Annotated in this window: 19 protein-coding genes; 1 reads left to right on the forward strand and 18 read right to left on the reverse strand. The window is 48.6% G+C overall.

The window, feature by feature from the left end; all coding sequences use genetic code 11:
• Positions 1-105: 105 nt before the first annotated feature.
• From AC0TWI_RS13515 to AC0TWI_RS13545, 7 genes are all read right to left on the reverse strand, one after another.
• On the reverse strand, positions 106-3,186 hold the full coding sequence (locus AC0TWI_RS13515; RefSeq protein WP_488126866.1) for an MMPL family transporter: 3,081 nt from the start codon (positions 3,184-3,186) through the stop codon (positions 106-108).
• Between the two features lie 23 nt (positions 3,187-3,209).
• Positions 3,210-3,713, reverse strand: coding sequence for a MarR family winged helix-turn-helix transcriptional regulator (locus AC0TWI_RS13520; protein ID WP_488126867.1), 504 nt, complete (start codon positions 3,711-3,713; stop codon positions 3,210-3,212).
• A 168-nt stretch (positions 3,714-3,881) separates the two neighbouring features.
• On the reverse strand, positions 3,882-4,478 hold the full coding sequence (locus tag AC0TWI_RS13525) for a hypothetical protein (RefSeq protein ID WP_488126868.1): 597 nt from the start codon (positions 4,476-4,478) through the stop codon (positions 3,882-3,884).
• Positions 4,479-4,517: 39 nt separating this feature from the next.
• Positions 4,518-5,543, reverse strand: coding sequence for an NAD(P)H-dependent flavin oxidoreductase (locus AC0TWI_RS13530; protein WP_488126869.1), 1,026 nt, complete (start codon positions 5,541-5,543; stop codon positions 4,518-4,520).
• Positions 5,544-5,731: 188 nt separating this feature from the next.
• Positions 5,732-7,042 (reverse strand): serine hydrolase, encoded by a 1,311-nt coding sequence (locus AC0TWI_RS13535; RefSeq protein WP_488126870.1) that lies wholly within the window; start codon positions 7,040-7,042, stop codon positions 5,732-5,734.
• A 16-nt stretch (positions 7,043-7,058) separates the two neighbouring features.
• Positions 7,059-7,352 (reverse strand): hypothetical protein, encoded by a 294-nt coding sequence (locus AC0TWI_RS13540; protein ID WP_488126871.1) that lies wholly within the window; start codon positions 7,350-7,352, stop codon positions 7,059-7,061.
• 3 nt (positions 7,353-7,355) lie between these two features.
• Entirely contained in the window at positions 7,356-7,583 is a 228-nt protein-coding gene (locus AC0TWI_RS13545; RefSeq protein ID WP_488126872.1) for a helix-turn-helix transcriptional regulator, read from the reverse strand.
• Positions 7,584-7,738: 155 nt separating this feature from the next.
• Here AC0TWI_RS13545 and AC0TWI_RS13550 point away from each other — a divergent pair, with 155 nt between their 5' ends.
• On the forward strand, positions 7,739-7,927 hold the full coding sequence (locus tag AC0TWI_RS13550) for a hypothetical protein (RefSeq protein ID WP_488126873.1): 189 nt from the start codon (positions 7,739-7,741) through the stop codon (positions 7,925-7,927).
• Between the two features lie 47 nt (positions 7,928-7,974).
• Here the strand turns inward: AC0TWI_RS13550 and AC0TWI_RS13555 are convergent, their stop codons facing one another.
• From AC0TWI_RS13555 to AC0TWI_RS13605, 11 genes are all read right to left on the reverse strand, one after another.
• Positions 7,975-8,319 carry a GIY-YIG nuclease family protein gene (locus tag AC0TWI_RS13555; protein WP_488126874.1) on the reverse strand — a complete coding sequence of 115 codons (345 nt, stop codon included), beginning with the start codon at positions 8,317-8,319 and terminating at the stop codon, positions 7,975-7,977.
• A gap of 13 nt (positions 8,320-8,332) precedes the next feature.
• Entirely contained in the window at positions 8,333-9,091 is a 759-nt protein-coding gene (locus AC0TWI_RS13560; RefSeq protein WP_488126875.1) for a DUF2087 domain-containing protein, read from the reverse strand.
• Between the two features lie 199 nt (positions 9,092-9,290).
• Positions 9,291-10,370, reverse strand: coding sequence for an AI-2E family transporter (locus AC0TWI_RS13565; RefSeq protein WP_488126876.1), 1,080 nt, complete (start codon positions 10,368-10,370; stop codon positions 9,291-9,293).
• A 134-nt stretch (positions 10,371-10,504) separates the two neighbouring features.
• A complete protein-coding gene (locus AC0TWI_RS13570; RefSeq protein ID WP_488126877.1) occupies positions 10,505-10,819 on the reverse strand; it encodes a hypothetical protein in 315 nt (104 codons plus the stop codon).
• Between the two features lie 62 nt (positions 10,820-10,881).
• Positions 10,882-11,220 (reverse strand): monovalent cation/H(+) antiporter subunit G, encoded by a 339-nt coding sequence (gene mnhG / locus AC0TWI_RS13575; RefSeq protein WP_488126878.1) that lies wholly within the window; start codon positions 11,218-11,220, stop codon positions 10,882-10,884.
• Positions 11,204-11,488, reverse strand: a complete 285-nt coding sequence (locus AC0TWI_RS13580) for a Na(+)/H(+) antiporter subunit F1 (RefSeq protein ID WP_488126879.1) — start codon at positions 11,486-11,488, stop codon at positions 11,204-11,206. The genes mnhG and AC0TWI_RS13580 overlap by 17 nt, the downstream gene beginning before the upstream one ends.
• Positions 11,488-11,964, reverse strand: a complete 477-nt coding sequence (locus AC0TWI_RS13585) for a Na+/H+ antiporter subunit E (RefSeq protein ID WP_488126880.1) — start codon at positions 11,962-11,964, stop codon at positions 11,488-11,490. The genes AC0TWI_RS13580 and AC0TWI_RS13585 overlap by 1 nt, the downstream gene beginning before the upstream one ends.
• Positions 11,965-11,978: 14 nt before the next feature.
• Positions 11,979-13,460 (reverse strand): Na+/H+ antiporter subunit D, encoded by a 1,482-nt coding sequence (locus AC0TWI_RS13590; protein ID WP_488126881.1) that lies wholly within the window; start codon positions 13,458-13,460, stop codon positions 11,979-11,981.
• Positions 13,453-13,794, reverse strand: a complete 342-nt coding sequence (locus AC0TWI_RS13595; protein ID WP_488126882.1) for a Na(+)/H(+) antiporter subunit C — start codon at positions 13,792-13,794, stop codon at positions 13,453-13,455. Before AC0TWI_RS13595 ends, AC0TWI_RS13590 begins: the two co-directional genes overlap by 8 nt.
• Positions 13,794-14,216, reverse strand: a complete 423-nt coding sequence (locus AC0TWI_RS13600; protein WP_488126883.1) for a Na(+)/H(+) antiporter subunit B — start codon at positions 14,214-14,216, stop codon at positions 13,794-13,796. The genes AC0TWI_RS13595 and AC0TWI_RS13600 overlap by 1 nt, the downstream gene beginning before the upstream one ends.
• Positions 14,213-16,618: a Na+/H+ antiporter subunit A gene (locus AC0TWI_RS13605; RefSeq protein WP_488126884.1), complete on the reverse strand. Its 2,406-nt coding sequence runs from the start codon at positions 16,616-16,618 to the stop codon at positions 14,213-14,215. The genes AC0TWI_RS13600 and AC0TWI_RS13605 overlap by 4 nt, the downstream gene beginning before the upstream one ends.
• Positions 16,619-16,684: the final 66 nt, after the last annotated feature.

Genomic DNA, 16,684 nt, shown 5'->3' on the forward strand with positions numbered 1-16,684 from the left:
ATGATACCATCATCCGAGAGAAAATTCAGACTTCAATCATATAAAAAAGCAGACTCTGCACCCGGCAGAGCCTGCTTCTTATTTCTATTCATTTTTACTCTATTTTCAGATCGTTTTCTCTCCGACCCTTACGTCTTTCCCTCTTTTTTCAGCTACTTTTGCCAATGTTTCCGGCAAGGCGATCAACGCCGGCAGGAAGACAGGCAAGAGGATGAAGCAAAGGACGATCAGGCCGATGATGACCGCGAGTGCGAGTTCCGTCAGCAGGACGATTCCCGCCGGGATAAGGGTCGCGAATGTGCCGCCAAGGATGATGACGGCAGAGATGATGACGCCGCCGATATGCTTGGAAGCCTGGACAATCGCCTCTTTAGGCGACAGATCCGGATACTCCTTGAAGCGCATCATCAGGAAGATGCTGTAATCCACTCCCAGTGAAACGATGATGATGAAGGAGAAGAATGGGACAAAGGAAGAGAGTCCCGCATATCCGAGCCAATCGATGAAAATCGTTTTGACGATGAACATCGCCGCGTAGTATGCCCCTAAAAGGGAAGCCGTAATGAATACCGGTGTCCAGAACGACCGGATGACAACGAACAATACAAGCAAGACGCCGGCAATGACGATGATGGTCGTTTTGTTCAAGTCCCTCGAAAGAATGTCGTTCATGTCCTTCGTTGTTGCACTGGATCCCGCCGTACCATACTTCGCATCGGAGAGGACCGACCCTTTCAGACCGGTTGCAAGCGTCGAATTGATCTTGTCGACGGTTTTCAATGCATCATTTGAATATGGATCATCATTCAAAATGACCGTCATCTTCGTGACTGTTCTGTCATCAGACATGAAAGCATCCAAAGAGCCTTTGAACTCATCCGCTGTCAATGCTTCTTCAGGGATGAAGAAGTTTTTGTTCGTGTTCAGCTGGGACAGATAACCGTTTGTCTGGCCGATTCCGTCTGAGATGGATTCCAGACCGCCGGTCACTTCCGACAACTGGCTTCCGAACTCGCCAAAGCCGTTCAATCCGTCGGCAAGCTGTTTCTGGCCGTTTTTCATCTGCTCCAGGCCTTCATTGACACTGCCCATATTGGCTGCGATCGTACCGATTCCGGCTGACGCTTCGCCGAGCCCCGCTTTCAGCTTTGTGAGTCCAGCTGACATTTGCTGCATGCCGCTGCTAATGCCGGCAAGGTTTTGATTGGCTGTGCCGAAACCGCCAGTCAATGCATTGTATTGCTCATTCAACCCTCTCATGCTTTCCGGCGTAATGGCACTAAGCGAAGAAGCCAATCCATCCAATGTCCCTTTCAGGCTCTGGTATTGTTCATCGGCCGCCAGTTCCGGATAGCTGCTTCCGAGGCCCGCAACCATCCCCTGCATTGGCGCAATAGCATCTTTCACACCGAGAAGGGCTTGGACTGCTCCTTGGTAATGCGTGCCGATTTCCTTATAACCAGCCTGCATTTTTCCGTAATTATCCGCAAGCTGCGAAACGCCGCTGCCCATTTTGGCCAAATTCGTTTCAATCGCAGCAAGACCGTTGGCAATCGTCTGCGGGTTGCCCGTTCCATCATCGATGCCCGCTTGGATTTTCTTCAAGCCGTCTTCCATTGCGGATACGCCGTTCTGGAGTTCCGCCGTGCCGTCAACGAGCTGGCCGACTTCGGAAAAATCAGCTTGGCCAAGCTGCTCTTCGGCCTCTTTCATTCCTTCTGAAATGGCATCCACTCCGTTTTGGGTTTGTGACAATCCGTCCGTCACCGTTCCCATCTGGCCGCTCACATAAAACTCGTCAATCCTTTTTCCAAGCGGCTGGGTTACAGAGGATACCTGCTTGACCCCTTTCAAGCCTTTCAATCTTTCCGTAATATTGTCAATGACCGCAAGGGACTCATTGTTGTCCATTCCTTTTTTCGTTTCAATCACGACAGTGGCAGGCATCGACTGCCCTTTGCCAAAGTGTTCGGAAACAAGATTGATCGCTTTCGAGGAAGGATATTTGTTTCCTAGCTCCCCGACCGTATCAAAATTCAATTTTTCTTCATGGAAGATAACCATTGGCCCGACAATGAGCAGGACGATCAGCGTAATGATGATCGGGTGCTTTGTGCCGGCGATCGAGGCTACACTCCAGAATTTATTTTCCTTGTGGCCGCCAGCGTTCTTTGATGGCCAAAAAAGTTTTTTGCCGAGCACTTTCATGATAAATGGCGTCAACGTCAAAATTTCAAGCAGCAAGATCGAAACACCAATGACGACGACTACACCGGACTGATAGATCGGCGATTCCGAGAAAACGAGTGCAAGGAATGCGATGAATACAGTCAAAATGCTGTAGGCAATGGTTTTTCCTGCCGTCCGGTATGTTGTGACAATCGCGACATCGATCGAATGGCCATGCGCCAATTCTTCCTTGAACCGGTTGAAAAGCAGAATATTGTAATCTGTTCCGACTCCGAAAAGAATGAGCACGAGCAGCATTTGGGTCAGGCTCGTAATCGGAAAACCAGCTTTGTCGATCAGCTGGGCGGCAATCCCCATCGAGACGAGATAGGAAAACGCGACAGCAATCAGCGATACGAACGGCGTCACTACCGAACGGAACGCAATAATCAGCACGACCAAAATAAAGATGACCGTCAGCGCGGCACTTTTCTCGACGCCTGCCTGGGTTGCCTTCAAATAATCATTATTGATGAAATCCTCGCCGCTCAAATAGTAGTCGACCGGAACGTTGCCGATCGTCTTCTCCAACTGCGCCTTGATGTCATCGATTTCCCTGTCCTTTTTATCGAGCTTGTAGCTCACCATGACGGTCGTGCCGTCCTTGGATACTAGAGAGCTTTTCGCATCCGGCATGCTGAACGGATCGATCATGTTCGCAATGCCGAGCTTCGAGCTGTCATCACGGACAGAATCGACTGCTTTCTCGATTTTCTTCATTTCCGCATCGGAAATTTTATTTTTGTCATGGAAAACGATCAGGTTGTCCGTCCCTTTCGTCGTATCCATTTTCTTCAATATGTCACTTGCCCTGACAGATGGGCTGTCTTTGCTTGTGCCTTCCTGGCCCTGGTCACGCAGGATGGCATTGACATCCGGCTGAATGACGGTCAACACGATAGTGGCAACGAGCCAAATGACCAAAATCGCCCAGCGCGCTTTTATAATGTTCCTCATCTTGACATCCCCCGATTTTCTGTTTATTTCTTCCTCTTATCCTTTTCGGAGAAGTACAAGATATCAAAGAACTCATAATTGCCCATCCCTTCAACTGCCATCTTCTCTTTGACAGCGGAGACCAATAATTTCATTCCCTGCTCGACAATCTCCTGTTCCTGCGGCTCCAACAAAGCCAAAGCACTTGTGATAGCCTGATTTTGCAGCTGGGCCACACTTTCATCGATCTCTTTCGCCAGCCTTTCAGACAGCGTGATATCGACGAGCCGCTTATCCTTCTCATTTGGCTTCTTCACGAGAAACCCTTTGGAAATCAGCCTTTCGACAATATCCGAAACGGTGCTTTGCGTCATTTTCAAGTTTTGTGAAAGCTGCTTAATGCTCACAGTCTGGTGGGCGAACACCTCACCAATGACGCGCACCTGAGGAATCGTTACCCCATGCTCTTCCGCCGTCTTCTGCAGACTTTTCATCGTATATCGATGCAAAAAATCAATCGAATCGCCAATAAAATCAGCTTTTTCCAATCCGGTTCCCCCCTTTAACAAAAAAAGAATCGTACACGATACATCGCATACGAATCATATTATAGAGATGAGATTTAGATGTCAATGAGAAGCGCTACTTTCACCATAAAGATGTGTCGGTTTTTTGGCATCTGCGGCTTTCTTTTGGGCTTCAATACGTTCGGCCTCTCAACTCAAACGCTTCGCCACAAACCTTTCTGCTATTACATAGGAATCGCCGAACAAAAGCAGCCTGTACCGCTTATTCTGTTTCTGTTGGCTGCAAGACAGTCCGGACGTTTTTATGCCGTGCTTCAGCAATATTTTTTCATAAAGCGAGGATAGCTCTTGAGGCGCTTGCGAAAACTGCCCCTGCCCACAGGAAAGGAGCCACTCCAAATCGCCGCTGCCATTTTTATTGCAGTTCAGGAAGGTCTCGAGAAGAAGCATTCCGCCGGTAAGCCGTTGCTGGCCGACATACAGCTCTCCGATCAGCTCATGGATGTTTGCCGGCTTCCCTTTGAAAAACAAGTCAACACTCCGCTGATTGTACCTCCAAAGTTTCGGATGCTCCTCCACTTCTTCAATCTCTTCAACGTTATAGAGATCCAGTTGATGGTCTTGAAAATCGAAGCATTGAACCTCCCATTTTTGCAAAACCTCGTCATCATCTTCATAAGTTACGTCAATGATCAAGGACAAGATTTCCCCATCAATAGAGAAATACATCAAGCTGAAGTAAACATCGCCGGACAAATCACCCAGTGCCCAATCCATATCTGACATCATCTTCTCCACCTGCCCTCGGAACATACCCCTCTATTATCAGTCCGCCTCATCTTCACCCGCAAGCCGCCTGACAATTTCGGCGACCGTGCCAGCTTGACTCCTCCAGCCATTTTCTCCGCACCAAAGGGACAGAAGCTCCCGATTTCCTTGCCGAGCCGCTTCCGTACGGATTGTTTTTGTCAGGTCATTCTGGATCGGATAAGGAGCAACTGTCGCTTCGGCCATGTCACGTGTGAAGCAATTCTCCAGCCCTCTTGCATTTTTTCCGCTGAATGCCTTTGTGATTACCGTAGCATCAGGAGCGGAATTGAGGATGGCCTGCTTGTGGAGCGGGTTTGCCCCGCTTTCTTCCGAGACGAGGAGCGCAGAGCCAACCTGAACGGCAGAAGCACCGCCATTAAGTGCCCGCTTGACCGTCTCAGCATCATACATACCGCCGGCAGCAATGATTGGGATCCGTCCTCTTGTCACCGCCAATAGCTCTGCCAGTGGAAGGAACCTGTCCTTTCCTTCGAATGATCCGCGGTGGCCGCCCGCCTCCTTGCCTTGCAGCACAACCGCGTCCATCCCGGCCTGTTCGGCAAGCGCAGCCTCTTCTGGTGTTGTCGCCGTTCCAATGAGGAAGGCACCTGCTGCTTTCAGCTGGAAAACCGTCCTCTCACCCGGCAAGCCAAATGTGAATGACACGACAGGGACCTGCTCTTCGATTATTACATCAACTTGTTCGGCAAATTCACTCTCGCTTAACGCGGGCAGTTCATCCGGCAGACCGAGTTCTTCCCGAAATGGCCGAAGAGCTGTATGTGCTTCATGGATGATGTTTGAATCCCGCTCGGCATTTTCCGGGACGAAAAGGTTCACATTAAATGCCCTATCTGTCAGCAAACGAATGCCCTTGATGGCTTTTCGGGTTGCCTCTGCGGTCATATAACCCGCCCCGAGGGATCCAAGAATGCCCGCTTCGCAGCAAGCTGCAACAAATTCCGGCGGGGTGGAGCCTGCCATCGGTGCCTGAATAATCGGATACTTCAAATCAAACACTTTCCACCAGTTGTATTTCATCGAATCCGCCTCCTATACTATGTAAATCGAAAAACAGAAAAAGCACCTGGGCAGATGCTTTTTCATCCTATTTAAATGAATGTGTATCGGTCAGTACTGCTCAGATTGCGTCTTTACACACTTTTCGCCTCACCAAAACTTTGTTACTTCCATTATACCATTTGTAAATTTCATTGTTATGTTCTTCCTCATTCCTTTGCTGCTCCCAACCGCTTCTCCGCTTCTTTGCGGAATTCTTCGCTTCCGATGATCTTGGACACAAAGGAATTCATATTCTTGGTGAGGAGACGCGATTCCATCTCATTCAGTTCATCCGTCAACACGACAATTTCAAACTTGTCTCCTTCCAATGTCTCGGCATACATTGCCTGATTCAAAATAAAGGCCGTCGATCCGCCTTTTATCCCTAGGTGGCGAAATCTCTCCTTATTCCCAGGATTGAATTCCATCGGCCACTCGAGCAGCTCCCGCATTGTTTCATTGACCGCTGGCGGAAATTCCTCTTTTGAAACAGCGGACATGAGCCGGCCGTATTCAGCCGCAGTCGCTCCAGGCAGGCGATCCGACCAGACCTTCTGGACATCGAACGGCAAGGCCAAGTTGTTTTTATCCGCTTCCCCTGCCGCCAATTTTCCGTCCAATTCAAAGGCGAGAGAACGGTACCGATCCATCGGCATTTTTTCCAGCTCCTGAATGAGCTCCTTATCGTCCCACCCGGCTTCTCTAACCCTTTCCGGAACGAGCAACGCACCCACAATTGGATAGATTTCCTCGTGGTTTGACAGGCCGAAAGAGCGCACACTTTCATTAATCGCGTCACTGCCGAGCAATCGCGTCAGATAGTCTGTGTTCGCATTCGAGCTGAACTTGACCATCCCTTTTGCCACTTCTTGCAAAGAGACCTCGCCATTATCGGTTTTCCCCTCATTCTCCATTTCTTCAAGCCAGGCCTCATGCGCTCCGCCATCCGTCCTTTCAATATAAAAACGCTCCAATTCCTTTAATGAAACCGGCTGCTCCGGATCAAGCCGGCCATCTGCAACCTGATTCGCATATTCGTAAGCAATCGCAATTTTCACGGTGCTCGCAAGCGGCCGGATCGCATCAGATTGATAGCTTACAAGCGGTTCCCCATTTTGAGACAGGTAGAACGAGGACGAATCCGGGTTCTTCTCCAGATGCTTGAGCACATAAGCGGGATTGTCTCGTATAAACAGAAATGCGGAAACCGCTAAAAGGACAATGCCTGCACCATATACGATCAGACGATTTTTCGTATACGTCCTCCGGTCCAGTAATATCGAAATTACACAACCAATGATAATCCCGCCCGGAATGGACATCCCCAGTACAGCAGCCCCGATGATGGTACCGAGAACAATCGCCGCAACAACCACCATTCTTTTCAAAACACCTTTTATCCGCTTCTCCTTCCGAAGCAAGGGCCAAAGTACGTAAAGCGCGGCCAAAGCAAGGATGGTCCAGACAAAAAGATTCACAACAGCTCCCCCTTTTTCAATATCTTCTCTTCAACACTTCTATCGTCAACGCATGCAAAATCATCATCGCTGTCAAAATGAGCCAGATCGCCATTTTATAAGCCGCATACGAAAGTTCATTTACATAGTCGCTGTACATCTCAAGCGCTAGCCACCCAAGCGGCAGTACCGGGAAAACGAGGCGATATGATTGGCTGATAATCCCTTTGCCCCGTTCATCCTTTCCTTCCTTTCCCCATTCAAATTTCAAGGAAAGGAAAACGGCGCAGAAGAAAATGATGATATAGATGAGCGTCAAGATTTTGATCATGTTTCAGTCCTCCGTCCTTTCGTATTGAAAAACTTCGTGTAAATCGACTTGAAAGTAAACCGCAAGTTCAAAGGCCAAACGAAGAGAAGGATTGTAACGATTTTTCTCCAATGAGATGATCGTTTGGCGGCTCACACCGAGGGCATCCGCCACTTCCTTCTGCGACCGTCCTTTCTCCGCCCTCAAAATGGCAATCCGGTTGCTGATTTTATATTCCTGACCGTTTGGCACTTCCCCCACCTCCTGTATACAGAGTAATATATTTTTTACATTATGTAAAGAATATATTACAAATAAAACAAATCTTTTTTCAAGTCTGACAAATGGTGGTATTGCAGTTTGGCATTTGGTAAAATTAAGGAGATGAAAGATTGGAGGGGTGCAGGATGAAAGGGTTAGTCGTAAAACTGTTTTTACTTGCAGCAACCTTTGCTTTCTTTTTGATCGTCATCAGCGCAGCCATGCCGAACCTGCCGGCTGCCGGCGGGAGGATTGCATCCGGGTTGGCTCTCGTCGCAAGCTGGATGGTTGCTTCATTCATCATGAAAAAGATCCAGATCCAACATGCTAATTAAGAGGACGAAAAAACGGGGGACCAGCGTGCCAGCTGGTCCCCCGTTCTTCATCCATGATATCCTTTCTCCCCATATGGCTGCAGTTTCTCCAGCCATTTTTGCTCCAACTCTGCCAACGCCTCTTTTTCATTGAAATACGGATCGTCAGATTTCTTTACGACTTCAAGCACTTCAATCGTGAATGCATCCCCACCATATTCTTTCCACTCGGATTGGAGCAGCTTATTGATATGAGTGCCATTGACGAGAGTGAATTTCACGCCATTCAGCGTTTTAATGTTCCGTGTCCGGCCGATAAAGGTTTTTCCGTTTACATTGTTTCTGATCTGATAAACTCCTGCCTCCACGGCAACTTCTTTAAACTCTTGCTTCAGCTGTTTTTTACGATCCATGACTCTCTCCCTTTCAATAGTCCTTCAGCCAGTATTCCCTGCCGTCTTTTGTTCGGTCGAGAAAACCATAGTCGATTAAATACCTTCTGACGAGAACATAATCTTCGAAGAAGTCCCCCAGTATCCTGTTTAGTTCCCGTTCAGAGTAGGTTCTGCCAGTCTCCAGTCTTTTTGCTGCAGCTCGAAGCACGACAAGTCTTTGCTTTTCCTTCGGCGGAAATTTCTTCAGGCGGCCCGAAGCTCCTTCCGGCATGAATTTCCGGATAATTTCCTCCTGCTCCTCACCGGTGATGTCATAACGATCATCTACCATTGTTGCATTCTGATGAGGCGGAACGAAGGCAGGGGCATAGGCATCCTTTTCCTTCAACAGCTCCATGATCGCCAGAAACACCTTCGCCTGGCGCTCCTTCTCCTTTAAAGAAAAACGGTGATGGCGAATAGTCGACGCACTGCCGATTTCCAGCTCCTCTTGGACTTCCTTGTCACTTTTCCCTTGATAAAATAGCCGCAGCAGTCCTTTTTGATGATCGGTCAACCCTGTCAGTTTTTTATCCATCTCCAGCAAAGATTCAAATACCGATTGATGGGTCACTTCAATATGGATCCGCATGAATCGTTCCGCATCATAAAGAACGTCTTGAAAAGGGTAAACGATCCCCTTTTCGGTTTGATGGCCGCAAAGGAGGCAACGATACGATTCCCCCTCCTCGGCATACCCTCTCTTCAGCTCTGCCAAATCGGCATCCCAAAACAATTCCGATTTTCCCATGTTCTCTTTACACACCCTTTATATTTATAAACAAAACGATATTTTGTTTACTCTTCAGCCATAACTTTACCATTTTGTCGGCATTCGGTCAATAAATAAAACAAACAAATAAGCTGAACGTTTGTTTTTCAGCAAACAAAAATAAAAGGATGTCCGGATATCAGTATCCACTGACATTCCGGACATCCCTGAACCGAGGCTATATTTCTTTTGTGGCAGCACCTTTGATCTCTTTTCTCCGTTCATATATATTGATGACTACTACTTTGATGACTGCGTATGTTGGGATGGCGAGAAGGATGCCAAAGAAACCCGCGATGCTTCCAGCTGCCAAAAGCAGGGTGATGACAGTAAGCGGATGGATGTCGAGCGTCTTCCCCATGATGTTCGGCGTGATGAGATGACTGTCAATCTGCTGGGCAGCAAGTGTTACGACGGATACCCAGATGACAAGCTTCGGGTCCTGCAAGTAGCCGATGATAACGGCGGGAGCGAAAGCAATCCACGGGCCGAGAAACGGAATGACGTTCATGAAAAGGGCGAATATTGCTAGCAGCAATGCGTATTCAAGCCCGATGATCAGGTAGCCGATTAGAATGAGCAGGGCTAGGATCGTACTGATCAGCAGCTGCCCCTGAATATAAGAGCGCAAGACGTTGTCGATATCGTTCAGCGTCTTTTTCACCCATTCCCTCTTCTCTCCTCTAAACAAGTTATAAATGCGGGGAGCAAACTTCTCGTGGTCCTTCAACATGAAAATGAAGAAAAACGGGACGAGGACAAGCAGCACAACGGCCTGAACCAATGATTGCAAAAATTGCCATACCCAAACGCCGAACTTTACCGCGGCTGATTTCAATGAATCAAGCGCACTGTCTAGCGAATCTTGGAGTTGTTCCGGCAAATTTTCCTTTTGCTGCATGACATTGATGCGAATCTCGCTCAACTCTCTTGACAGCTTTGGCGCATTTTCAATCAGGCTGTTCACCTGGGTTGAAACCTTTGGCCCGATCAGCGCAAAGAACACCCAAACAATGACAGCAAGGCAGACAACAATGATCGAAATGCTGCCCCAGCGAGGCACTTTGCTCGCTTCAAGCCTGCGCTGCACCGGCTCAGCCAAATAAAAAAGCACACCGCCGAAAATGACAGGCAGAAGAATCGTCTTAACGATAATGCCGATCGGCGAAAAGAGATAATTGATCTCCAAAAAGTACTTGATGATCAAGATGGCCAGCAGGAGAGCGACCCCGGTCTGGAACCAAAGTTTTCTCGTCATGTGCCCACTTCCTTTCCAATAGATATCCTTCTGTTCAAGTATGAGTTCAACTAGCTTGAAAGAAAGCTGCACCATTGGTATACCCGAAAACGGAACCCGAGAACCCCAAGACCTGCCATTTTAAGGATGCCTGCCTATAAACCAGAGCCTCCATTTTTGATTTGCTGCAGGGCTTTCTCCATGAAAACACTCGGATTGGTGTCCACATCAAAGGCAAATACGCCCTGTCTGGTGTGCAAGTACAGAAGACCGGAGTTGTCCGAGAAAGGCTTATACGATAAATCAAAAATGTCTACGATCGGAAACTGCTGGTGTTCTGCAGAAATGGCCTGTTTGGACAAAATCAAGCTGTGCTCTGTCCTCACAACCTTTTGGACATTGAACTCGATGAACCTTTTTACTTTGAAATAGCTAAGAACAGAGATCCCTTTATCATCAGCTTGTTTCATCCTTTGCCCTCCCCGCGAAGAATTTTGAAAAGCTGTCCGGCATAGATCCAGACAGCTCTCTCTTATCTTTTCAATTTTAAATCGTCCCTTACACTCCGTTCCGACATTTTCACTCCTGTATAATATGCAGCCCGGCTGATCAATTGCCCGGCAACCGGAGCAGTGATAAAGATGAAAATGATCCCAAGGACGACTCTTGCGTTGAATTCCCCGTCAAAAGCATAGAAGTAAATCAATGTTCCCAGCAAGGTGAACAATACCCCAAGGGTCGTTGATTTGGATGCTGCGTGATTTCTTGTATACACATCCGGGAGCCGGTACATGCCGAATGCAGATACGAGGCTCAGGAATGTGCCGATCAGGACGCAAATGGCAATCGCCCATTCAGCTGCGGCGCTCATTTTCGATGATCACTCCTTTTTCCAGGAATTTTGAGAAGGCGACCGTGCCGATAAACGACAGGATGCCGAAAAGCAGAATTACGTCCAGGAAAGCCTTCGTGTGGAAAATCATCGACATGAGGCCGGTGATCGCCGCCAAATTGATGCCCATCGCATCCAGTGCGACAATCCGGTCCGGCGTCGATGGGCCTTTGACCATCCGAACGAGAATGATAACGGAAGACAGTGCGAAGCCGACAAGGGCGATTTTCAATACGATATCGAGCATCAGCGGCTCACCTCCATGATCGCTTTTTCAAAAGATTGCCGGATGCTCTCTGCTGCCTCATCCGCATCTTCAATATCGACAGAATGAATATAAAGTGTCTTATTGTCTTTCGACAAATCGACAACGAGTGTACCGGGGGTCAACGTGATCAAATTGGCCAGAAGGGTAATTTCCCAATCCTTTTCAAGTTGCGTTTCCAGGGCAAATATCCCCGGACGGATATCCAGTTTGGGATTCAGGACAATTTTCAGCACGGCGATGTTCGAAAGTACGAGTTCTTTCAAAAACAATAGAACTAGCCAGATCACCGCGAACACCCGGTAAATATACAATCTTGAGGAGAGAAACCTGCGCATGATAAAGATAATGAGCAGCCCGAGCAGATAGCCGGTCAAAAACGTGGACAGCTTAACAGAGCTCTCAAAAAACATCCATAAACACGCCAGGAATACATTCAACAGGATTTGAAACGCCATTGTGCATTCCCCCTTTATTTGCGTAACACCGCTTCAATGTATAGAGCCGGATCGATTAGTACCTCCACCGCCTGGGAGACGTATCCATGAACAAACTCGGAAAACACTCCGTAACCTACGGAGGCGGCCATCAACAGGAGAACCGGGATGAGCAGTTTCCCGACCGGCACTTCCGCCTTCACTCTGCTCCCCTCCGGATCCCCCCAAAACCCGTTAATGAATACCCGCATAAGCGAGTACAGGACAAACAAACTGGAGAAGAGGACAATCAGTGCGCCAACAGCATCCCCCGCCGCAAAACCGCCGCCGGCAATCAGAAGCTTCCCGACAAACCCGCTCAGTGGAGGAATCCCCGCAAGTGCCAGGATGGATAGGAAGAACGTCCAGCCAAGCAGCGGGTAATGACGCAGCAGCCCGCTGAAATTCCGGTAATCTCCGGTCCCTGTCACGGCAATGATCACACCGGCAATCATGAACAGCGCCGCCTTAATGATCATGTCATGAATCAGGTAAAAGACGGAGCCGCTCAACGAATCGGCATTCATCGTACCGATGCCGTACGCAATCACCCCGATCGCAACGACAATATTGTAAATGATGATCTTTTTCATATCTCTGTACGCAATTGCTGCGACCGATCCAAGCACTATCGTAATAAGCGACAACACAACAAGCAGCTCATGGGTAAACCCTTGATCATGATAGAAAAACAGCGTATACGTCCGCAGGATCGAATAGACCCCCACCTTCGTCAACAACGCCCCGAACAAGGCGATAATTGGTGCAGGCGGCGCGGAATACGAACCCGGCAGCCAGAAAAAGAGCGGGAAGATCCCACCTTTTAATCCGAATACGATCAAAAAGAGTACGGCGACGACCGTCATCAGCCCCGGCTGTCCCGCCTCGGCAATCCTTTCCGAAATATGGGCCATGTTCAGCGTCCCTACCATCGAATACAGGAATGCGACTGCGATGACGAACAATGCTGAGGAGGTTACATTCACAAGCAGGTACTTGATCGATTCCCGAAGCTGGATCTTCGTCCCGCCGATGACAATCAATACGTACGAAGACATGAGCATCACTTCAAAAAAGACGAACATGTTGAAAATATCACCTGTCGTGAAGGCACCGTTCACCCCGACCATCAAAAATTGAACGATAGAATAGTAGTAAAACTTCTCGCGCTCCACCCCGATTGAACGGAAGGAATACAAGATGCAGCAAAGGGCGATGAATGAGCCGGTTGCCACAAGCATCGCAGACAGCATATCCGATACAAGCGTAATCCCGAAAGGCGCCGGCCAGCTTCCAAGATCGAGTGTTTGGATGCCGGCATGATCAATTTTGTTAATTAAAATCAATGAAACGATGAAGGTCCCAGCCATGGAAATGGCGGAAATCCACCGTTGAATGCCGATATTCTTTGCAAAAAACATCAGGATCACCGCGGTCACCAGCGGGATGAGTATCGGCAGAATCAGTAAATTATTCATTTGCATCCGTTCCTCTCATCTTTTCCAAGTTGTCCGTCCCCAGCTCCTGATAAGCCCGATAGGCGATGACGAGGAAAAAGGCCGTGACTCCAAAGCTGATGACAATCGCTGTCAGAACCAACGCTTGGGGAATCGGGTCCGTATAGGCAGCCGCCTTTTCTCCGAGCAGCGGCACGGCTCCCCTTTTCAATCCAGCCATCGTCATTAGCATCAAGTGGGCGCCGTGACTGAGCAATCCTGTGCCGATGATGATCCGGAGAATATTCTTTGAAAGCATTAAGTAGACGGCACTCGCAAACAGCAGGCCGATTAAAATTGACATTAAAATCTCCATTATTCACTCTCCCCTATCGTCTGAATAATGGTCATCGTCGCACCAACGACAACAAGGTATACCCCGATATCAAACAGCAATGCCGTATGAAGGGAAGTTTGTCCGATGATCGGCAGCGTAACATCGCCGAAGGCATGCGTCAGAAAAGGCACATTGAAAAGCAGTGAGCCTGCCCCCGTTCCAATGGCAAACAACAGCCCGACCGCTATCATGATCCGGAAATCAAACGGCAGGCTGTCCGCCACCGTTTTGATATCGTAGGCGAGCAGCAAGAGCACGATCGCCCCCGAAGTCAGCAAACCGCCGACAAACCCGCCTCCCGGATTGTAATGGCCGGCGAAAAAGATATGGAGGGAAAACAGCAGAATGATGAAGGAAATCACCTTCGTTGCCGTTTGTAAAACAAGATCATTTGATTTCATTCACTCTTCCTCCCCGCAAGCCTTAGTTTAATCATGCCAAATATGCCGAGTGCAGCAATCCCCAATACGGCGATTTCGAACATCGTATCAAAGCCGCGGAAGTCAACGAGAATTACATTGACCATATTTCCTCCGGCTGCTTTGTCCGCCGTATTTTCGACATAGTAATGGGCGATCGAATCGAATAGCTTCGTGCTGTGCGCGGAGAGCGAAATCAGTGTCACTACAACACCGACTCCAAGTGCAATCACCCCGTTTACCAAGTTGAAACCGGTCCTTTCCGCTTTCCTTTTCTGATCGGGCAAATAACGGAAACAGAGCAGGAACAGCGCCACAGAGATCGTTTCAATCACCAACTGTGTCAACACAAGGTCAGGAGCGCGGAAGAGCAGGAAGAACAAAGCAACGGTATATCCGACGGCACCGAGCGCAATGATGGCGGTAAGCCTTGATTTCGCCATAATAATGATCAGCAGTGCGCTGACCATGATGACGGTTAGCAGAATTTCATAGAGTCCGATTGGTGCCACATTCGAAGCATCCAAAGCAAAAGCATCCTTTTTCAGAAGCGAAAAACTGAGTATGCCGATGAAGCCGACGAAAATATAGATCATATACGTTCTGATCGAACCAGTCATATACAGGTTCGTCACCCGATTGGACCCTTTTACGACAGAAGCAAGCCCATTGTCATACAGAGAGTTCAGCGTAAACTTTTCCGGCAGAGTGCCATAGATCTTTTTCCATTTCGGCAACGTCCGGTACAGCAAAATGCCGACCGCAATGATGCCAAGTGTCATATACAGCGCAGGCGTAAAACCGTGCCAGAAGGAAATATGGGTGTCAAAAGATTGACCCGCTTCCACAACTCCCGGCATAATCGCTTCCGCAGCCGGCTGGATAAGGGAAGCAGAAAGCACATTCGGAAACAGTCCAAATCCGATAACGAGCAATGCAAGGATGATCGGAGAAACAAGCATGCCAGCCGGTGCTTCATGAGGTTTCGCATTCAATTTCTCAGGAACGTATTTGCCGGCAAATGTCTTAAAGAACAGGAGCATGCTGTAAATAAACGTGAAGACACTTGCCACCCATGCGAGCACAGGGAAAACGACACCCAATGTTTCAAGCTTGAACAGTTTCAAAGACATGATATCAACCATACTTTCAAGGAACATCTCCTTGCTCAAGAAACCGTTGAAAGGCGGCAATCCGGCCATCGAAAAGGTTCCGATCAACGCAATCGTCGCTGTAATCGGCATCAGATGCAGGAGGCCGCCAAGTTTGCGGATATCCCTCGTGCCCGTTTCATGATCGACGATGCCGGCAACCATGAACAAGCTGCCCTTGAATGTCGCATGGTTAATCAGGTGGAAGACAGCTGCGAACGTTGCCGCCATGTAAAGATTTTCATCGAGCTCGGTAAAATGCAGGGCTGCCGCACCAACGCCGAGCAGGGACATGATCAGCCCAAGCTGGCTGATCGTGGAGAAAGCGAGTATTCCCTTCAGGTCGGTCTGTTTCACTGCATTGACCGAACCCCATAAGAGAGTCAAAAGTCCGATTCCGCCAACGAGCCACAGCCATAAACCCTGTTCGGCAAACACCGGACTCATCCGGGCAACAAGGTAAATCCCCGCTTTGACCATCGTCGCTGAGTGCAAATAAGCACTGACAGGCGTCGGCGCCTCCATCGCGTCGGGAAGCCAGATGTGAAAAGGGAATTGCGCCGATTTTGTAAAAGCACCGAGCAATACAAGAACAAGTGCAGTTATGTATAAAGGTTCCGACGAGATGCCGCCCGCCATCGAGATAATTTCCCGGATGCTGAACGAATCTGTCATTACATGAAGCAGCAGGAAGCCCCCGAGCATAGCAAGGCCGCCGAAAACAGTGATGAGCATCGACTTTTGTGCACCGTAACGCGACCGTACACGCTCATTCCAAAACCCGATCAACAGGAACGATGAGAACGAAGTCAGTTCCCAAAACGCATACAAGACGATCAAATTGTCCGACAGCACAACGCCGAGCATCGCTCCCATGAACATCAGCAAATAGACATAAAAAGTGCCGAGGTTCTCCTTCTTCTTCGACAAATAGAAAATGGAATACAGCACGACCAATGCGCCAATTCCCGTAATCAGCAGGGCGAATAACAGCCCGAGACCGTCCACATAGGCGGTAAAATTGATGCCGAGTGAAGGGATCCAATCCAAACTTTCATGAATCGGCCCTTGATCCTTCAGTACAGGGAGAAGCCGGATAAAATAAATGAACAAAATGGCCGGAAGCCCGAGCACAAACCATCCCGTATGAAGACGGCCTACTTTCCTATAAAAGAAAGGGACGAATAACGCCAGAAACAGTGGCGCCAAAATCACAACATGCAAAACAGACAAAACAACTCCTCCTCCTACTCTTTCTTCCACTCATTGATAGGTAAAGAATAGTCTATGAAATCAATA

Source organism: Lederbergia sp. B243.17 (genome assembly GCF_057657925.1).